Origin of the sequence: Muribaculum intestinale (genome assembly GCF_002201515.1) — a bacterium.
GTDB classification, from domain to species: domain Bacteria; phylum Bacteroidota; class Bacteroidia; order Bacteroidales; family Muribaculaceae; genus Muribaculum; species Muribaculum intestinale.
The window spans coordinates 1,935,446-1,951,832 of record NZ_CP021421.1; the positions used below are offsets into that span (position 1 = coordinate 1,935,446).

Annotated in this window: 11 protein-coding genes; 8 read left to right on the forward strand and 3 right to left on the reverse strand. The window is 51.9% G+C overall.

Annotated features, from left to right (window positions below; genetic code table 11):
- The first annotated feature begins 1 nt into the window (after nucleotide 1).
- The 8 genes from ADH68_RS07835 (at nucleotide 2) to ADH68_RS07870 (ending at nucleotide 9,586) form a co-directional block, all read left to right on the forward strand.
- Nucleotides 2-1,240: a DUF4861 family protein gene (locus ADH68_RS07835; protein ID WP_068961286.1), complete on the forward strand. Its 1,239-nt coding sequence runs from the start codon at nucleotides 2-4 to the stop codon at nucleotides 1,238-1,240.
- A gap of 15 nt (nucleotides 1,241-1,255) precedes the next feature.
- The gene (locus ADH68_RS07840; RefSeq protein WP_068961285.1) at nucleotides 1,256-2,656 is read left to right on the forward strand and encodes a PTS galactitol transporter subunit IIC; all 1,401 of its coding nucleotides are present in this window, start codon (nucleotides 1,256-1,258) and stop codon (nucleotides 2,654-2,656) included.
- 28 nt (nucleotides 2,657-2,684) lie between these two features.
- Nucleotides 2,685-3,602, forward strand: coding sequence for a 5-dehydro-4-deoxy-D-glucuronate isomerase (gene kduI / locus ADH68_RS07845; RefSeq protein ID WP_068961284.1), 918 nt, complete (start codon nucleotides 2,685-2,687; stop codon nucleotides 3,600-3,602).
- Between the two features lie 168 nt (nucleotides 3,603-3,770).
- Nucleotides 3,771-7,325, forward strand: a complete 3,555-nt coding sequence (ileS, locus tag ADH68_RS07850) for an isoleucine--tRNA ligase (RefSeq protein WP_084274086.1) — start codon at nucleotides 3,771-3,773, stop codon at nucleotides 7,323-7,325.
- A gap of 26 nt (nucleotides 7,326-7,351) precedes the next feature.
- Complete coding sequence (locus tag ADH68_RS07855; protein ID WP_068961283.1) at nucleotides 7,352-7,735, forward strand: TraR/DksA family transcriptional regulator; 384 nt, start codon at nucleotides 7,352-7,354, stop codon at nucleotides 7,733-7,735.
- Between the two features lie 77 nt (nucleotides 7,736-7,812).
- Complete coding sequence (locus ADH68_RS07860) at nucleotides 7,813-8,448, forward strand: lipoprotein signal peptidase (RefSeq protein ID WP_068961282.1); 636 nt, start codon at nucleotides 7,813-7,815, stop codon at nucleotides 8,446-8,448.
- Nucleotides 8,445-9,239: a DUF4296 domain-containing protein gene (locus ADH68_RS07865; RefSeq protein WP_068961281.1), complete on the forward strand. Its 795-nt coding sequence runs from the start codon at nucleotides 8,445-8,447 to the stop codon at nucleotides 9,237-9,239. The genes ADH68_RS07860 and ADH68_RS07865 overlap by 4 nt, the downstream gene beginning before the upstream one ends.
- A 5-nt stretch (nucleotides 9,240-9,244) precedes the next feature.
- A complete protein-coding gene (locus ADH68_RS07870) occupies nucleotides 9,245-9,586 on the forward strand; it encodes a hypothetical protein (protein ID WP_068961280.1) in 342 nt (113 codons plus the stop codon).
- Between the two features lie 97 nt (nucleotides 9,587-9,683).
- Here the strand turns inward: ADH68_RS07870 and ADH68_RS07875 are convergent, their stop codons facing one another.
- From ADH68_RS07875 to ADH68_RS07885, 3 genes are all read right to left on the reverse strand, one after another.
- Complete coding sequence (locus ADH68_RS07875; RefSeq protein ID WP_232321370.1) at nucleotides 9,684-11,195, reverse strand: BACON domain-containing protein; 1,512 nt, start codon at nucleotides 11,193-11,195, stop codon at nucleotides 9,684-9,686.
- Between the two features lie 71 nt (nucleotides 11,196-11,266).
- The gene (locus ADH68_RS07880) at nucleotides 11,267-13,051 is read right to left on the reverse strand and encodes a RagB/SusD family nutrient uptake outer membrane protein (RefSeq protein WP_068961279.1); all 1,785 of its coding nucleotides are present in this window, start codon (nucleotides 13,049-13,051) and stop codon (nucleotides 11,267-11,269) included.
- Nucleotides 13,052-13,072: 21 nt separating this feature from the next.
- Nucleotides 13,073-16,342: a SusC/RagA family TonB-linked outer membrane protein gene (locus ADH68_RS07885; protein WP_068961278.1), complete on the reverse strand. Its 3,270-nt coding sequence runs from the start codon at nucleotides 16,340-16,342 to the stop codon at nucleotides 13,073-13,075.
- Between the last annotated feature and the right edge of the window lie 45 nt (nucleotides 16,343-16,387).

Below are 16,387 nucleotides of genomic sequence, written 5' to 3' on the forward strand. Positions count from 1 at the left end.
CATGCGCTTTATCCTTCTGATATCCTCCGGAATTGCATCTGTAATTGCCGGATGCGGTAATCCGTCTGTGATAGAGATAAGCAATACTATTGATGAGGCAAGAAAGAACGAGATTGTAGAAATTCCTATGGCAGAGCTTTCACTGCCATCTGGTCGTTCATTCATGATACGTGATGCATCCGGCGCAGAAATGCCGTATCAGATTACGTATGACAGTCTGCTCATATTTCCTGCTACTGTGGCTCCTCTCGCCACCGCTGTGTATTATATCGAAGAGGGTGTGCCCGCTACGGTCGATACCGTGGCGGTAGGACGCGTTTATCCCGACCGGGCCGACGACCTCGTATGGGAAAACCAATGGTCAGGCTATCGGGCATATGGTCCGGCCTATCAAGCCAACGGGGGTATGGTATTCGGTTATGATATCCATACTAAAAGTGTCGACTATCCTGCCGTCGACGAGCGTTATACGCGTGAACTCACACAGTCCAACTGGGATCGGTTGCACAGACTCCGGGAAGAGGGGCGCAGTGAGGAGGCCGACTCTCTGCAGCGTTGGATTTCATACCATGTCGACAGTGGTACCGGTATGGATCCGTATACGGTAGGCCCTACACTTGGAGCCGGGGCGTCAGCATTCATGCTTGCCGACTCGACGCTGGTATATCCGCGTAGCTATCAGTCATGTGAAATTCTTGACAACGGCCCTCTGAGATTCACTGTCGACATGATTTTCGGACCATTGGCCGTAGGGGGCGACACTTCAGTAATCGAACATCGGCTGCTTACTCTTGACTCCGGTGCGCTGCTTAACCGTGCAGTAGTGCGCTATGACAGTCTTTCCGATTCCCGTACGCTTGCCACCGGTATTGTCGTGCACCGACAGAATCCGGACGGAAGTATGTGGGATTCTGATTTAAATATCATAGCCTATGCCGATTCTACCGACAATCCATGTGCCGGCAACGGCGTGATATATATCGGAGCCTTTATCCCGGCGTCGGGTGACGCCACACATCCGACAGTAGCTTTTCTTCCATTGCCGGAAATGAAAGCCGACGCTATCGGACATATGGCGTTGCTCAGCAGTTATGCTCCGGGAAGTGACTACGTGTATTATTGGGGAGCGGGATGGAGCAAGCATGACATACCGACACCTGAATATTGGATGGACCTCATGCAGTCGTTTGCGCGCCGAATCAACTCACCTCTGGAGGTAACAGTATTAAACAAGCTCTAATAATAGAAATAAATAATGGAAGAAGTATTTAAATATATCATCGGTCTGGGTGCGGCCGTGATGATGCCCATTATCTTTACGATACTCGGGCTATGTATCGGCATCAGACTGGGTGACGCTCTTAAGAGCGGCCTTAAAGTCGGAGTCGGTTTTGTCGGGCTGAGTATTGTGACAGCCCTTCTGACTACCACTCTCGGACCTGCGCTCGACGGAGTGGTCGAGATATACGATCTGCAGCTGCATGTGTTTGACATGGGCTGGCCCGCGGCTGCGGCTGTCGCCTACAACACTGCGGTGGGTGCGTTTATCATTCCGGTGTGTCTGGGTGTCAACCTTCTGATGCTGGTGACACGCACTACACGCACCGTCAACATCGATCTCTGGAACTATTGGCATTTCGCCTTTATCGGAGCTGTGGTATACTTTGCCAGCGGCTCGCTTGCAACGGGATTCTTCGGAGCTATCGTATGCTATATAATCACACTGGTGATTGCCGATATGACTGCCTCAAAATTCCAGCAGTTCTACAAAGGCATGGATGGCATTTCTATCCCGCAGCCATTCTGTGCCGGTTTTGCTCCATTCGCGTGGATTATCAACAAGGCTCTTGACCGGATTCCCGGTATGAATCGTCTGGAGATTGACGCCGAGGGACTTAAAAAGAAATTCGGACTTCTCGGCGAACCGCTTTTCCTGGGAGTGGTGGTCGGCATAGGTATAGGTTGCCTTACATGTCGCTCATTTGGCGAGATTGCCGACAGGATTCCTTACATCCTCGGCCTCGGCATAAAGATGGGTGCCGTGATGGAGCTTATACCGCGCATAACGGTGCTCTTTATCGAAGGGCTTAAGCCGATATCCGACGCTACGCGTTCGCTGATAGCGCGTAAGTTCAAGGGCGCCGAGGGACTCTCCATCGGTATGAGTCCGGCTCTTGTCATCGGACACCCCACCACGCTTGTCGTGTCGTTGCTCCTTATACCTGTGACATTGCTCCTCGCCGTGGTTCTGCCGGGTAACCAGTTTCTTCCTCTGGCCTCGCTTGCCGGCATGTTCTATGTGTTTCCACTCGTACTCCCGTTTACCAAGGGCAATGTAGTGAAGACTTTCATCGTAGGCCTGGTGGTGATGGTGATAGCGCTTTATTCGGTTACAGCACTCGCATCGTGGTTCTCGCTTGCGGCCCGCGACGTATATGCCGCTACCGGCGACAGTGCCGTGGCCATACCTCAGGGCTTCGAGGGTGGAAGCCTTGATTTTGCCGGCAGCCCGATGGCATGGATTGTATTTCAGTTCACTAATAATATGGGTTATATAGGTGTCGGACTGATATCACTTCTGACCATGGGTCTGGTGGCATGGAACCGATTCAGAATAGCCGGTTTATCTTCAGCCCGTGAGCCCGAAACAGTATAATAGACTCAAGTTATAACATACAGCAATAATGAAAAAAAATTTAACATTGGCCCTCGCTATGACAGCAATTGCAGCCTCCGCACAGACCAGTTATAGTATACTCCGCGCATGCCATCCCGATGATGTGAAGCATTATGATACAGACCAGTTGCGTTCGCACTTCATGATGCCCAAGGTAATGGAGCAGGACAAAGTCAATCTTACCTATTCGCTCTACGACCGTATTGTGTACGGCGGAGTTGTTCCGGTGGAAAAGGCTGTTGAACTCGAGTCAATCGAGCCTCTGAAATCGCAGTACTTTCTTGAACGTCGCGAACTGGGTGTGATAAATGTCGGCGGCGACGGTATCGTAAGTGTCGACGGCAAGGAGTATGAATTGCACTTCAAGGACGCGCTCTATGTGGGGCGCGGCAACAAGAATGTTACATTTCGCTCGAAAGATGCCGCCAATCCCGCACGTTTCTATCTCAATTCCACTCCTGCCCACAAAGCCTACAAGACCCAGCTCGTGACTATCGACGGACGCAAGGGCTCAATCAAGGCCAACTCTTTTGCCGCCGGAAAGATGGAGGAGAGCAACGACAGAGTAATCAATCAGCTCATCGTGTCGAATGTGCTTGAAGAGGGTCCATGCCAGCTGCAGATGGGACTGACCGAACTGAAGCCAGGCAGCGTGTGGAACACTATGCCGGCACATACCCACGACCGCCGTGTCGAGGTGTATTTTTACTTCAATGTGCCTGAAGGTAATGCCATATGCCATCTTATGGGCGAGCCTCAGGAGAACCGTCTTATCTGGCTCCACAACGAGCAGGCTGTTATGGCTCCCGAATGGAGCATTCATGCTGCGGCCGGCACAAGCAACTATATGTTCATCTGGGGCATGGGTGGAGAAAATCTTGACTACGGTGACATGGACAAGGTGACTTATCTTGAAATGCGCTGAAAATAGACTGTATCGGGTTCTATTCAGAAGACAGTTAATGCCGGAGACGCTGAAATCTCCGGCATTTTTTGCACGTGCGCGCATATTTGCCTGAACAAATAAATATTAGTAACTTTGCGGAACTTTTTAAAGCTATTCAGATTACACTAATATCATCCGTCATATAGTATGAGCAAGAAATTTAACGAGTACGACAAGCTCAACCTCTCTGAGGTAAACCGTCAGGTGCTTCAGGGCTGGAACGACGAGCACTTGTTTGAGCAGAGCATGAAGGTGCGCGAGGGCGCTCCGTCGTTTGTGTTCTATGAGGGTCCCCCTTCAGCCAACGGAATGCCTGGCATTCATCATGTTATCGCTCGTACTATCAAGGATACTTTCTGCCGCTACAAGACCATGAAGGGCTTCCAGGTGAAGCGTAAGGCCGGCTGGGATACCCACGGTCTGCCTGTTGAGCTCGGCGTGGAGAAAAGCCTCGGCATAAAGAAGACTGATATCGGTACAAAAATTTCGGTCGACGAATACAATGCAGCCTGCCGCCGCGAGGTCATGAAATATACCCGCGAGTGGGAGAATCTTACCAATTCGATGGGATACTGGGTCGATATGAACGATCCGTATATCACCTACGACAACCGCTTTATCGAGTCGGTGTGGTGGCTTCTCAGCCAACTACATAAGAAAGGCTATCTTTACAAGGGCTATACAATCCAGCCCTATTCGCCTGCGGCCGGAACCGGTCTCAGCAGCCATGAACTGAACCAGCCGGGCTGCTACCGTGATGTGAAGGATACTACAGTAACCGCACAGTTCGTAATCGAAGAGCCGAAGCCCGAGATGGCGGAATGGGGCACACCGGTGTTCCTCGCCTGGACAACTACTCCCTGGACTCTACCCTCGAACACCGCTCTGTGTGTGGGTCCCAAGATTGAGTATGCCCTTGTGCGCACTTTCAACCCCTATACAGGCGACAAGATTTCGGCCATCATGGCAAAAGACCGTGTGGCCGCATACTTCAAGCCCGAAGGTGCCGAGGCCGAGATGGTATACACGCCCGGCGACAAGGTGGTTCCTTACCGAGTGGCAGCCGTATATGCCGCCTCCGACCTTATCGGCATGCGTTACCGTCAGTTGATGCCTTGGGTGAAGCCTTGCGAGAAGGTGAACCATCTGGCGCCGGAGTTTGTGCGCGGGTATGCCTCCGCACATCCCGACAAGACATTTACCGCCGGCCGCGATACTTTCGTGGAACTTGCCGATGAGGCTTTCCGTGTAATTCCGGGCGACTATGTTACGACCGAGGACGGCACGGGTATCGTGCATATCGCTCCGACATTCGGTGCCGACGACGCCAAGGTGGCCAAGGCAGCCGGAGTGCCGGGCCTTTATATGGTGACTCCCAAGGGTGAGACTCGCCCGATGGTTGACCTTACCGGAAAATATTATACGGTCGACGAGCTTGCGCCCTCTTTCGTAGAGGCTTGTGTCGATACATCCGCATATACCCGCCATGCCGGAGAGTATGTGAAGAATGCCTACGACCCGCGCTTTAATCCCGACGGAAAATACGATGAGGCTGTCGCAGCCAAGGCCGAGGACCTCAATATTGTGATAGCGATGGAGATGAAGAAGGCCGGCGAGGCTTTCCGCATCGAAAAGCATGTGCACAACTATCCACATTGCTGGCGCACCGACAAGCCGGTGTTGTATTATCCGCTCGACAGTTGGTTTATACGTACTACCGCGGCCCGCGAGGCACTTATGGCCAACAACAAGACAATAAAATGGAAGCCCGAGGCTACCGGGACAGGCCGATTCGGCAAGTGGCTTGAAAATCTCCAGGACTGGAATCTGAGCCGCAGCCGCTATTGGGGCACTCCGCTCCCGATATGGCGCAATGCCGACGGTACCGAGGAGATATGTATTGACTCGGTGGCCACTCTCTATAGCGAAATTGACAAGGCTGTAGAGGCCGGGGTGATGAAGAGCAATCCTTACCGCGACCGTGGATTCGTGCCGGGCGATTATTCTAAGGATAACTATGAGAAAATAGACCTCCATCGTCCGTATGTCGACGATATCGTGCTGGTAAGTCCTACCGGACAGCCTATGCACCGCGAACTCGACCTTATCGACGTATGGTTTGACTCAGGCTCGATGCCTTATGCCCAGATTCACTATCCGTTTGAGAATAAGGATGCATTTGACCGCGGTGATCTTTTCCCTGCCGACTTTATCGCCGAGGGTGTCGACCAGACTCGCGGATGGTTCTTTACTCTTCATGCCATTGCCGGCATGGTGTTTGACTCCGTGGCATACAAGGCTGTGGTGTCCAACGGGCTCGTGCTTGACAAAAACGGCAACAAGATGTCGAAGCGTCTCGGCAACGCTGTCGACCCGTTCAAGGCCATAGAGACTTACGGTTCCGATCCCTTGCGTTGGTATATGATCAGCAACTCGTCGCCATGGGACAATCTCAAGTATGACCCCGCAGGCGTGGAGGAGACTGTGCGCAAGTTCTTCGGAACACTATTCAATACATATTCCTTCTTCGCTCTTTACGCCAATGTCGACGGATTTGACAATTCCCAGCCGCAGATACCTGTGGAGGAGCGTCCCGAAATCGACCGCTGGATTCTTTCGGTACTCAATACCCTTATCCGCGAGGTCGATGCTGATCTTGACGACTATGAGCCGACCAAGGCGGCCCGTGCAATCAGCGAATTTGTACAGGACAACCTGTCCAACTGGTATGTGCGCCTTAACCGCAAGCGTTTCTGGGGCAAGGAGATGGATGCTGACAAACTGTCGGCATACCAGACACTCTATACCTGTCTTGAGACTGTAGCTCTGCTGATGGCCCCTGTGGCTCCATTCTTTGCCGACCGTCTGTATAAGGACCTGACAGCCGTGACACGCGGTACTACCGAATCGGTGCATCTCGCCCTCTTCCCTCAGGCGGGCGCAAGTGACACTGACCTCGAGGAGCGTATGCGATTGGCACAGCAGATTACATCGATGGTGCTTGCACTTCGCCGCAAGGTAAACATTAAGGTGCGCCAGCCACTGGCTACACTTATGGTGCCTGTCGCCGACGAGCGTCAGGCTGCCATGCTCCGCACTATGGCCGACCTTATTCTCAGCGAGGTCAATGTGAAAGAGATGCGTATAGTGACCGATGAGGATGGCGTGATGGTAAAACGCGTTAAGCCCGACTTCAAGAAGCTCGGCAAGAAGCTCGGCAAGCAGATGAAAGCCGCCGCCGCTGCACTTGCCGCACTGTCGCAGGCCGATATCGCCCGCCTCACCCGTGAAGGCTCGATTACTCTTGACCTTGACGGAGGGGAGGCCACTATAGAGGTGGCCGACGTGGATATCGTGAGTGAGGATATCCCAGGATGGGAGGTCGCTACCGACGGCACTGTCACAGTGGCTCTGGATGTGACTGTAACTGACGAACTGCGTCGTGAGGGTATCGCCCGCGATGTGGTAAACCGCATACAGAATCTACGCAAGGAGCGCGGATTCAACATTACCGACAAAATCCGCCTTCAGTTTGCCCCAAATCCGGCTACCGACGAGGCGCTCGATACGTTTGCCGACTATATAAGCCGTCAGGTACTCGCTACCGAGCTTTCTGTCGCCCCGGTCGACGAATCGGATTCAGATGCTGCAGTTCTTGATATCGACGGTATCACTTTGGTGGCAAGAATAAGCATTGTATAATTACTTATCCCCCTACATTAACACATATGAGTGAAAAAACTCGCTATACCGATGAAGAGCTGCAGGAGTTCAAGGAACTCATACTGAAAAAGCTCGATAAGGCTCAGAAAGACTATGAACTGCTGAAGGCCAACGTGATGAACAGCGACGGCAATGACACAGCCGATACGTCTCCTACATTCAAGGTACTCGAAGAGGGCGCAAGCACTCTCGGTAAGGAGGAAGCCGGCCAGTTGGCTCAGCGTCAGATGAAGTTCATACAGCATCTGCAGGCAGCTCTTATACGTATTGAAAACAAAACATACGGTATCTGTCGCCAAACAGGCAAACTCATACCCAAGGAGCGCCTTATGGCAGTGCCCCATGCTACTCTCAGCGTAGAGGCCAAGGAGTCGGGCCGCAAACGCTGATATACACCTATTGTCTCCGTACCGGTACCTTTCAAGCGGTTGCCGGTACGGGATTTTATTTAAACGTTTTTCCGTATATGAGGCTTTCCAAGGGATGGCTTGCCGCCATTATTATAATTGCCGTGCTGCTTGTGGACCAGATTGTAAAAATCTGGATTAAGACCCATATGTATCTTGGCGAGAGTATTTTTGTTACTGATTGGTTTCAGATATATTTTATCGAGAACAACGGCATGGCTTTCGGTATGGAGATGGGGAGCAAGCTGTTTCTTACCCTGTTCAGAATTGTGGCGGTAGGCGCGCTTATATACGCAATATTCCGCATAAAGGATAAGCCACGGTATTCTGCGGGTTTCATGGCATGCGTGGCGCTGATTACTGCCGGTGCTGCCGGCAATATCATCGATTCGGTGTTTTATGGGATGATATTCAATAATCCTATGCCACCGGCTGTCGCCCAGATGTTTCCGCCTGACGGGGGCTATGCGCCGTTGTTTCACGGAAAGGTAGTGGATATGCTTTATTTTCCGTTATTCAGCTTTTATTGGCCCGACTGGGTGCCGTTTATCGGCGGCCAGTTCTTTCTGTTCTTTCAGCCGATATTCAATATCGCCGACGCCGCTATTACGGTGGGAATTCTCGTCTTGATATTGTTTTACTCAAAGGCCCTGTCCATTCCCGAGGATGAGGAGCCTAAACCTACTGTAGAATGATGCGCCATCGCTCTCTTCTTGTTCCCGCCTCACTGATTCTGCTTGGTGTCGCAGGTGCCTGTGACCGCACTCCTGACTATGTGCTTAAAAAAAAGCAGATGGTCGATCTCCTTACCGACATACATAAGGCAGAGGGGGTGGTCGACCTCAACCGTACCCGTTATGGCTCCGACTCTATGCGTAAGGTCATGAAGCAGTCGGTGCTACTGAGGCATGGGGTCACCCAGGAGCAGTTTGATACATCTATGGTGTGGTATGGCCACAATATAGAAAAATATATTGAGGTGTACGACGATGTGATAGCTCGGCTTGAGTCGGAGGTTGCTGAAGTTGATGCTGACCAAGGTGGGGCGCGTGTCGACATGGCTGTTGTCGGTGACTCGGCCGATGCATGGCCCGAGAGCCGTATGCACCGTTATTTCTACGGACAGCCCGATGCTATGGTGCGTTTCAATCTGAGGCGCGACGAAAACTGGGAGACAGGAGATATCTACACCTGGCGTTTCTATAAAAGCAATATGCAGTCACCGCTTTACTACGCCATTGCCGCGCAGTATACCGACGGAACTTCCGATTATATGACCGGCACAACCACCGGACAAGGCTGGAGCGAGATAGTGATGCAGATTGACACAGCCCGTACGGCACAGAATGTGTATGGCTTCGCCACAGTATCGCCGGCTCCTGGAGAGGCTGCCTATATCGACAGTATCGCACTTGTACGCACGCGTTTCTCTCCCGACCATTACGACCGCGCGTCGGTGCGTACGTATACTCCCGGCCGCGAATAACCCATATGTCAAAGTTACAGTATCTGGCTCTCGGTGTGCTTCACCGCGGACGCTTATATCGCAATTCTATAGTATCGGCTGACGGGGGCAATGTGATAATCCGCCCGTTTGACGGAGAGGTGCCGCAGACGATTTTTGTATCGGGCGTGGTGGCTGTGTGTGCCTCCGAGCGTCTTACCGATGCCCATCGTCGAGCCCTTACCCTGCGCGTGCAGGATGCGCCTCTGCTTGACCGTGCGATAATGCGAGTTGACCGTTATCTTTCGGCTAATTCTTTGTATCTGTCCGACTCTTCGCCGGAGGCAGATGTTGACACCCCTGTGCTTCTGCTTCTGCCGCGCCGGTAACGGGTTTAATAGGCATTAACGAATATTCCCCTTAATATAAAGAGAGCGTTTCACTATCGGTGAAACGCTCTCTTTATATTAAGGGTGACTCAGTGTATCAGAGCTTGGAGTAGATGCGGATGTTGTCGAGGAACCAGCGGTTGGCGGTGGCTGCGGGCCACTGTTCGTCAATCTGACGGATTGTTATTCTGGTATCCTTGTCTATCTTTATGCCGTCGAGGCTGACAGTCGCCTTTATCCATTCGAGTACGTGACCGTTGGGCCAGTTGTGGGTCGGTACGGTGAGGGTGGTCTCGTCGCTGCCGTTCTTGATTATTACAATAAGGTCGACGGGGTCAATCTTGCCTGAACCCTGGCGCATCGGACACCAGTCAAATTCAAGAAGCACACCTGATGCGTCGGCAGGTACAGTTTTAATCGCGGGGAGGACGATGCCGGCCTGGTAAGATGTTTTTCCGAATTTCAGGTAGTTCTCCTGAATGTAGATACATTCTCCAGCTGTCTTTGTGGTGACGCGGAGGAACTCGTATCCGAGGCTCTCGGCATATTCGAGTGCTGTGGTACCGTTGGCGGATGCCTTGACAATCTGTGGGGCTGTGGCATTGAGATCGTCGGTCTCGACAGTGCGGCCGGCTCCACTTGCCTGGGCGAACGGTGCAAGCCATTCGAAATCTTCGCTCCAATAGATTACCTGGGCTTCTCCGAGGTCAGTCACGGATTCGAGGTAGATGCGCACATATGGTGCAGCCACGCCTGCGAAATAACCAAAGGCTTTTATGGTATGTCCTTCGAGGTCGCTCAGATTGACTGATGCCGGCACATCGGCAAGTGTTATGGCATATTTGGCATCGGCTACTGTGATTGTCTTGCCAGCAAGCACTCCCTCAACGGCCACATAGTCGCGCTTTGTCGAGGTATATGTGTCGATATCGGCTGTGATATCGGTAGCCTCTGCTCGGTTTATGGTGTTGTTGCTTGAGTTGACAGTCATCTCTTCTGCCTCGAGATATGCCATCTTCTGGCTATCCGACATCTTCTGGGCTTTTACTGTCACCTTGTCGCCTGCCTGAGCCTGCTGTTTGCTCTTCAGATAAATGTAATCCGAGCAGTTGTCATCGGATAGTATGTAGCCTTCGGAGGTCTTTGATATTACGAGAGCATCGGTGAAAACCATATAGGTCTCGTCGGCTACTTCATAAACTTTGTCGGGAGTATACTGTGTACAGTCGCGGTAGTTGTCGCCTCTCTGAGAGACAACTACGGCAGAACGGCTGGCAAGTGTGGCGCCCTTGAACACCAGTTCAGCTTTCCTCGGGTTATCGAGCGCACCTTCGCGGAGGTTGTCTATTACGCATACTGTCACTTCGGTTATGCCTTCTCCGGTGGCTGGTGACACTGTAATCCATTCCGGAGCCTCGGCTTCCCATCGGGCATCGGAATATACTGTGATAATCTGGGGAGTCGCCTCCAGACCGTCGAAAGTAAGGCTGTTGGCGCTGGCAAGCACTGCCTTGGCCTTTGATGCGTTGTCATCATCATCGTTGCATCCCGATACGAGGCACGCGGTCAGCAGCACGAGCGCTGTCATTATATAATGTTGGATTTTCATCGTTGTAATTGTTGTTAAATAAACAATGAGGTATTTATAAGAAACTGTTCATGATAAATCAGACCAGTCGTTTAGAACCAGCCGGGGTTCTGAACAAGAGGATATCCGGCTGCCTTATATAGATCGATATCGTAGGAGGATATGGGGTAGTAGTAGTCGCGATCTTCGTTGAAGGGGGTGCGTTCTACCGTGCCATGATAGTTTACATATCCTTTGTCGCCCTGTGTGAGCTTTACTTCCGAACCAATCATGTATACCTGTGCGCCGGCCACGTCGGGCTTGGCCTGGTCGGCTCTGTAGAGTACAATCTCAGGTTTTCCGTCGCCATCAAGATCGTATGAACCGGCTCCGGGGAAATACATTCCGGTGATAGGCTGGTCATAGCATTTTCCGGCTTTCCATCGGCGTATGTCGGCCCAGCGGTCGCCCTCCTGGCTCAGCTCTACGGCACGTTCGCGACGAATCTCAAGAATCACGCCTTTGTTTGCTCCGCCTACGTTGGGATATCCGTATTCTGTCGACGAGAGATAGTAGTCTGGGTTTGCGTTGGCTTCAGCCATGTCGAGATGAGGCATGCTCACGCGGTCACGTATTTTGTTGACGGTCTTGTCGAGGTCATCCTGTGTGAGTTCGCCAAGTTCGGCACGTGCTTCTGCGTAGTTGAGCATTACCTCGGCAATACGGAATACGGGAAGGTCGTTGCTGCAGTAGTCGTTGCGTGTGACGCCGTCGGGCACGAATTTAATCGGGTTGTAGCCGGTCACTGACTCCGAGAGGTTGGGATTATGTACCTTCTTGTTGAGGGTAAATCCGGGAGTGCGAATTGACTGGCTCAGGCGAGGGTCGCGGTTTTTGATTTCGTCGGCATATGTCATTTCCTGCCATCCGGCACGGTCGGTAAATTTTGTGCCGTCTTTCATCAGATACATGTTGATAAACTTGCGGGTGTATCCTGGCATGCCGCGGGCTGTTGTAAATGAGAATCCATATGCGTCGTGGCACATTGGAATCTTGTTGTCATACTTTATGGCGAGGATATACTCGTCGGCGTTGGCGTTTTCAGCTATGAAGAGGTCGCGGTAGTCGGATGCAGGCTTGCCTGACGACCATATTTTGTATGGACCGTTTTCGATAAGTTCGGCTGCAGCCTCGGCCGACTGTTTCAGATAGTATTCCGCATCGTGACCTTCAATCTGTAGTCCGTGGTATTTGCGGAATGTACCTTCAAAGAGGCAGAACTGTGATTTCAGAGCGAGAGCAGCCCATTTTGTCACACGATAGGGCACATTGGTCTGCGCTTTGTGGTCGGGCAGATTCTCGATTGCATAATTGACATCCTCGAGCATCTTGGTCATAACCAGTTCGCGTGAATCGCGAGCTTTGTACAGCAAGTCCTTGTTGGTAGAGCCTATCTGAGTGTCGTACCAGGGCACATCGCCAAAGCGCACTACCTTGTCGAAATAGAAATATGCACGGAAGAATCTGGTTATAGCAGTGTATTTAACTACGGCTGAAGGATTGTCGCACTTGTCGACATTCTCCAGAAGTGTGTTGATACGTCGCAGGTCGGTCCACTTCCATCCACCGCCGCCCGAGGTCTTCGGGATAGGGCGGAATGATCCTCCGCGGAGTTCATTGCTTAAGTCCTGGGCTACGATGAGGTCGCTCTGACTGTCGTAGGCTTTTTTAGGAAGGATATTGTTGTAAAACGGGTTGGAGAACAGCATCAGGTCGTTCTCGGTATTGAAGTAGTCTTTGTCGGTAATGCGGTCCTGGGGTTCCAGATCGAGCGCGTCGTCGCATGATGTCGCTCCGACAGCAAGAAGCATCACGATGGGGATTATATATTTTTTCATGATTATACGGCTTTTACAGGATTAGAATGTAATGTCGAGGCCAAACATGAATGTCTTCTGCCAGGGGTAGAATGCGTTGTTGGCGTCGGCACCGGTCTTGTCTCCGCGTTGTATGGCGGCTTCGGGGTCAACATATTTTGTATGCTTCTTCATGGGCGACCAGTAATGGAGGTTTTCTCCGGAGAAGTATACGCGTACCTGGTCTATGCCTGCCTTCTTTGTCACTTTTGCGGGAATGGTGTATCCTACGGTGAGATTTTTCAGACGCAGGTAGCGGGCGTTCTGCAGGTATCGGTCGTTGGCATCGCGCAGGTATCCGCCGGTCGACATATTGGAGCGCGGGCGTATGAAGTATGCGTCGGGATTGTCCTCAGCCCATACATTGTCGAGGAAATTGGTCGGAATGAAGGAGTTGTAGGGATATCCGTATGCACCCCAGAAGGGCATCGACTGGTTTTCGGGATACCAATAGTGGTTGCCGGTGCCCTGGAAGAATACAGAGACGTCGAATCCGAAGTATCGTATGCTGCCTGTGATGCCATATGATAGGCTGGGGAGCGAGTTGCCTATGATAGTGCGGTCGCCGGGAGCGTCGGCAGTCTCGTTGCCTGTCTCGCCGATGAATCCATCGCCGTCAAGGTCAAGAATCTTGAGGTCGCCGGCTTTCCATCCGCCGGTAAGGTTGCCTGTGAGTCGCGATGAGAAAGTATGTGAGGCTGCATATTGGGCGGCTTCTTCATCGGTCTTGAACAGTCCGTCGGTGCGGTAGCCCCAGATTTCACCGATGCGCATTCCTACGTAGTATTTCTTTGCGAATGACTTTGTAGGATTATCGTACTTGGTGATTTCGCTTCTGTAGTCGCTCAGGTTGAATCCTACGCTGTAATCGAAGGGATTGCCGAAGAGCTGGAAATTGTCGCGCCAGCTCAGAGCGATTTCATATCCTTTGGTGCGGAGATCGGCGGTGTTCATGTCGGGGACATCGGCGCCGTATACCGACGGCAGGGCTATACCTTCGGTAAGCATGTCCTTGGTGTCGCGGATATATGCGTCAGCGGTAAAGTTGAGTCGGCCGTTGAGCATCGAGTAGTCGATACCAAGGTTATACTGGTTGGCTTTCTCCCAAGTGAGGTCGTCGGCAATCGGTGCGCTGAGGCTGGAGTATTTTCCGATTGTGCCGTCGCCGAATGTGAAACTGTCGAAGTCTTTTATCGACACGAGGCGTAGGAATGTATAGTAAGAGGATACATTCTGGTTGCCGAGGCTACCGTAGGATAATCTGATTTTAAGATTGTCAACGATGTCGCGTGCTCCTGCGAAGAATGATTCTTCAGAGATACGCCATCCGAGAGAAGCCGAAGGGAAGAATCCCCAGCGAGAGCCGCGGCCGAAACGCGACGAACCGTCGTAGCGTCCGCTGGCTTCGAAGAGGTAGCGTCCTTTGTAGTCATAGTTCACGCGTCCGAATATGCCTGAGAGGACATACTGGTTCTGTCCGCCTCCATAATTGTTGTCGGAAGCGAATCCGGTAGCGAGCTTAAGGTCGTCGAGTGCGGACGACGAGAGGTTGCCTGCGGCTACGTTGATATCCTTGCTCTTCCATGATTCATTGTTGTAGCCTGCCGTTATTGTGACATTGTGGGCATCGGCAAATGTGTCGTTGTATGTGGCGTAGATGTTGTATGCAAGATAGTTGCGCGTCTTTACCGATTCGTCGAGTCGGTCTTCTCCGGCACCTGTTACGTATGATTTCAATGCTTCGTCGGGATACACACGATATGTCATATTCTGCGAACGGCTTGTGTTGCGCAACTGGTAGAACCGGAATGTGAAGTCGCCGGTGATGCTCAGCTGCTTGATGGGATTGATGACCAGACGTGTGGTGTTGGAGAAGTCGTTGATGCGGTTTACATTGCGGTGAGAGCCTTCTCCAACAAGGATGTGGCGGCCGTTGGCTACATTATAGGATGTGTAGGGAGTGGAGTAGAGCCATGTGCCGTCGGGATTCTTCTGAGGGAAGCATGCCAAAGCGTGGCGTGTGGCATAAATCATAGTGTTTTCAACGGAGCCGTCGCCCTGGAACTCATACTGTGAGGAGTAGTATGATGTATTGTTGGACATTGTAGCCCATTTGTTGATGCGGAAGTCAATCTTGGAGCGCAGATTGTATTTGCGGAAAATATCAGGATTAGTCTTGATTATGCCTTTCTGCCAGTCAAGTCCACCGGAGAGGTAGTACTTGACATCCTTGGTCTTTCCGCTTACCGATACATTGTGCTGTGTAGAGGGATGTCTCTCGCTGAAGAATGTATGATACCAGTCGTAGTTGCCGTAGTATACCCACTGGCGGCGTCCGTTGCGGGTCTCCTCTACCACCCATGGACGGTCGGGGTGCTCGGTCTTGTCGTTGACGCGGGCAAGGAGTTGCTGCATGTCGTAGTCGGTATAGTTGATATAGTTGGTGCCGCGGGTGGCATTCTGGAAGAGATTTACGATGTATACCGACCAATAACCGGTGTTAATGTAGTCGGTAGAGGTGGTGGGTTCTTCCCAGCCTACACGTCCGCTGTATCGCACGGTAGCTTTGCCGTCCTTCTCCGAGCCGCTCTTTGTGGTGACGAGAATCACACCGAAGGCAGCGCGTGCGCCATATACGGCGGCAGCCGATGCATCCTTGATAACGGAAATCGACTCTACGTCGTTGGGGTTGACGCGTGAGAGGTCGCCCTCGGCTCCGTCGATGAGCACGAGGGGATTGGTTTTGTTGATTGAGGTGGTACCGCGCACATTGATTTTAGCCGACTCGCCGGGCACGGATGATGAGGTGGTGACGTTGAGACCGGCCACAGAGCCCTGGAGCATGTTGGTAAGCGAATGTGACACACGGTTTTCGAGTTCCTTTCCGCCTATGCTTGCGACAGCGCCGGTCACATTGACTTTCTTTTGTGTGCCGTAGCCTATCACGACTGTTTCTTCGAGCATCACGGCGTCTTCCTGCATTACTACCTGCAGATTGTCGGTGCCGGGTGCTACTTTTATTTTCTGGGTCTTGAAGCCTACATATGTGAATGTCAGCTCGATAGTCGAGGAGGGTACTTGAAGGGTGAACTTACCGTCGATATCAGTCATACCGCCGTTGGTGGTGCCGCTTACCATTACGGTAACGCCTGCCAGCGGCTCATCCATAGAGTCGAGTACCTGTCCGGACACCTTTCTGTTCTGGGCAGCTGCCGACAATATGCCTATCAGCGACATAAGTAGACAGAGAATTAAGGACTTAGTTGGTTTCATAAAATTTCATCCGGTTTTAGATGTTGGTTAATTGTTTTGTCGGGC

Coding starts and splice junctions, on each gene's coding strand:
- ADH68_RS07835 (WP_068961286.1), top strand. CDS start 2: ATGCGCTTTATCCTTCTGATATCCTCCGGAATTGCATCTGTAATTGCC.
- ADH68_RS07840 (WP_068961285.1), top strand. CDS start 1,256: ATGGAAGAAGTATTTAAATATATCATCGGTCTGGGTGCGGCCGTGATG.
- kduI (WP_068961284.1), top strand. CDS start 2,685: ATGAAAAAAAATTTAACATTGGCCCTCGCTATGACAGCAATTGCAGCC.
- ileS (WP_084274086.1), top strand. CDS start 3,771: ATGAGCAAGAAATTTAACGAGTACGACAAGCTCAACCTCTCTGAGGTA.
- ADH68_RS07855 (WP_068961283.1), top strand. CDS start 7,352: ATGAGTGAAAAAACTCGCTATACCGATGAAGAGCTGCAGGAGTTCAAG.
- ADH68_RS07860 (WP_068961282.1), top strand. CDS start 7,813: ATGAGGCTTTCCAAGGGATGGCTTGCCGCCATTATTATAATTGCCGTG.
- ADH68_RS07865 (WP_068961281.1), top strand. CDS start 8,445: ATGATGCGCCATCGCTCTCTTCTTGTTCCCGCCTCACTGATTCTGCTT.
- ADH68_RS07870 (WP_068961280.1), top strand. CDS start 9,245: ATGTCAAAGTTACAGTATCTGGCTCTCGGTGTGCTTCACCGCGGACGC.
- ADH68_RS07875 (WP_232321370.1), bottom strand. CDS start 11,195: ATGAAAATCCAACATTATATAATGACAGCGCTCGTGCTGCTGACCGCG.
- ADH68_RS07880 (WP_068961279.1), bottom strand. CDS start 13,051: ATGAAAAAATATATAATCCCCATCGTGATGCTTCTTGCTGTCGGAGCG.
- ADH68_RS07885 (WP_068961278.1), bottom strand. CDS start 16,342: ATGAAACCAACTAAGTCCTTAATTCTCTGTCTACTTATGTCGCTGATA.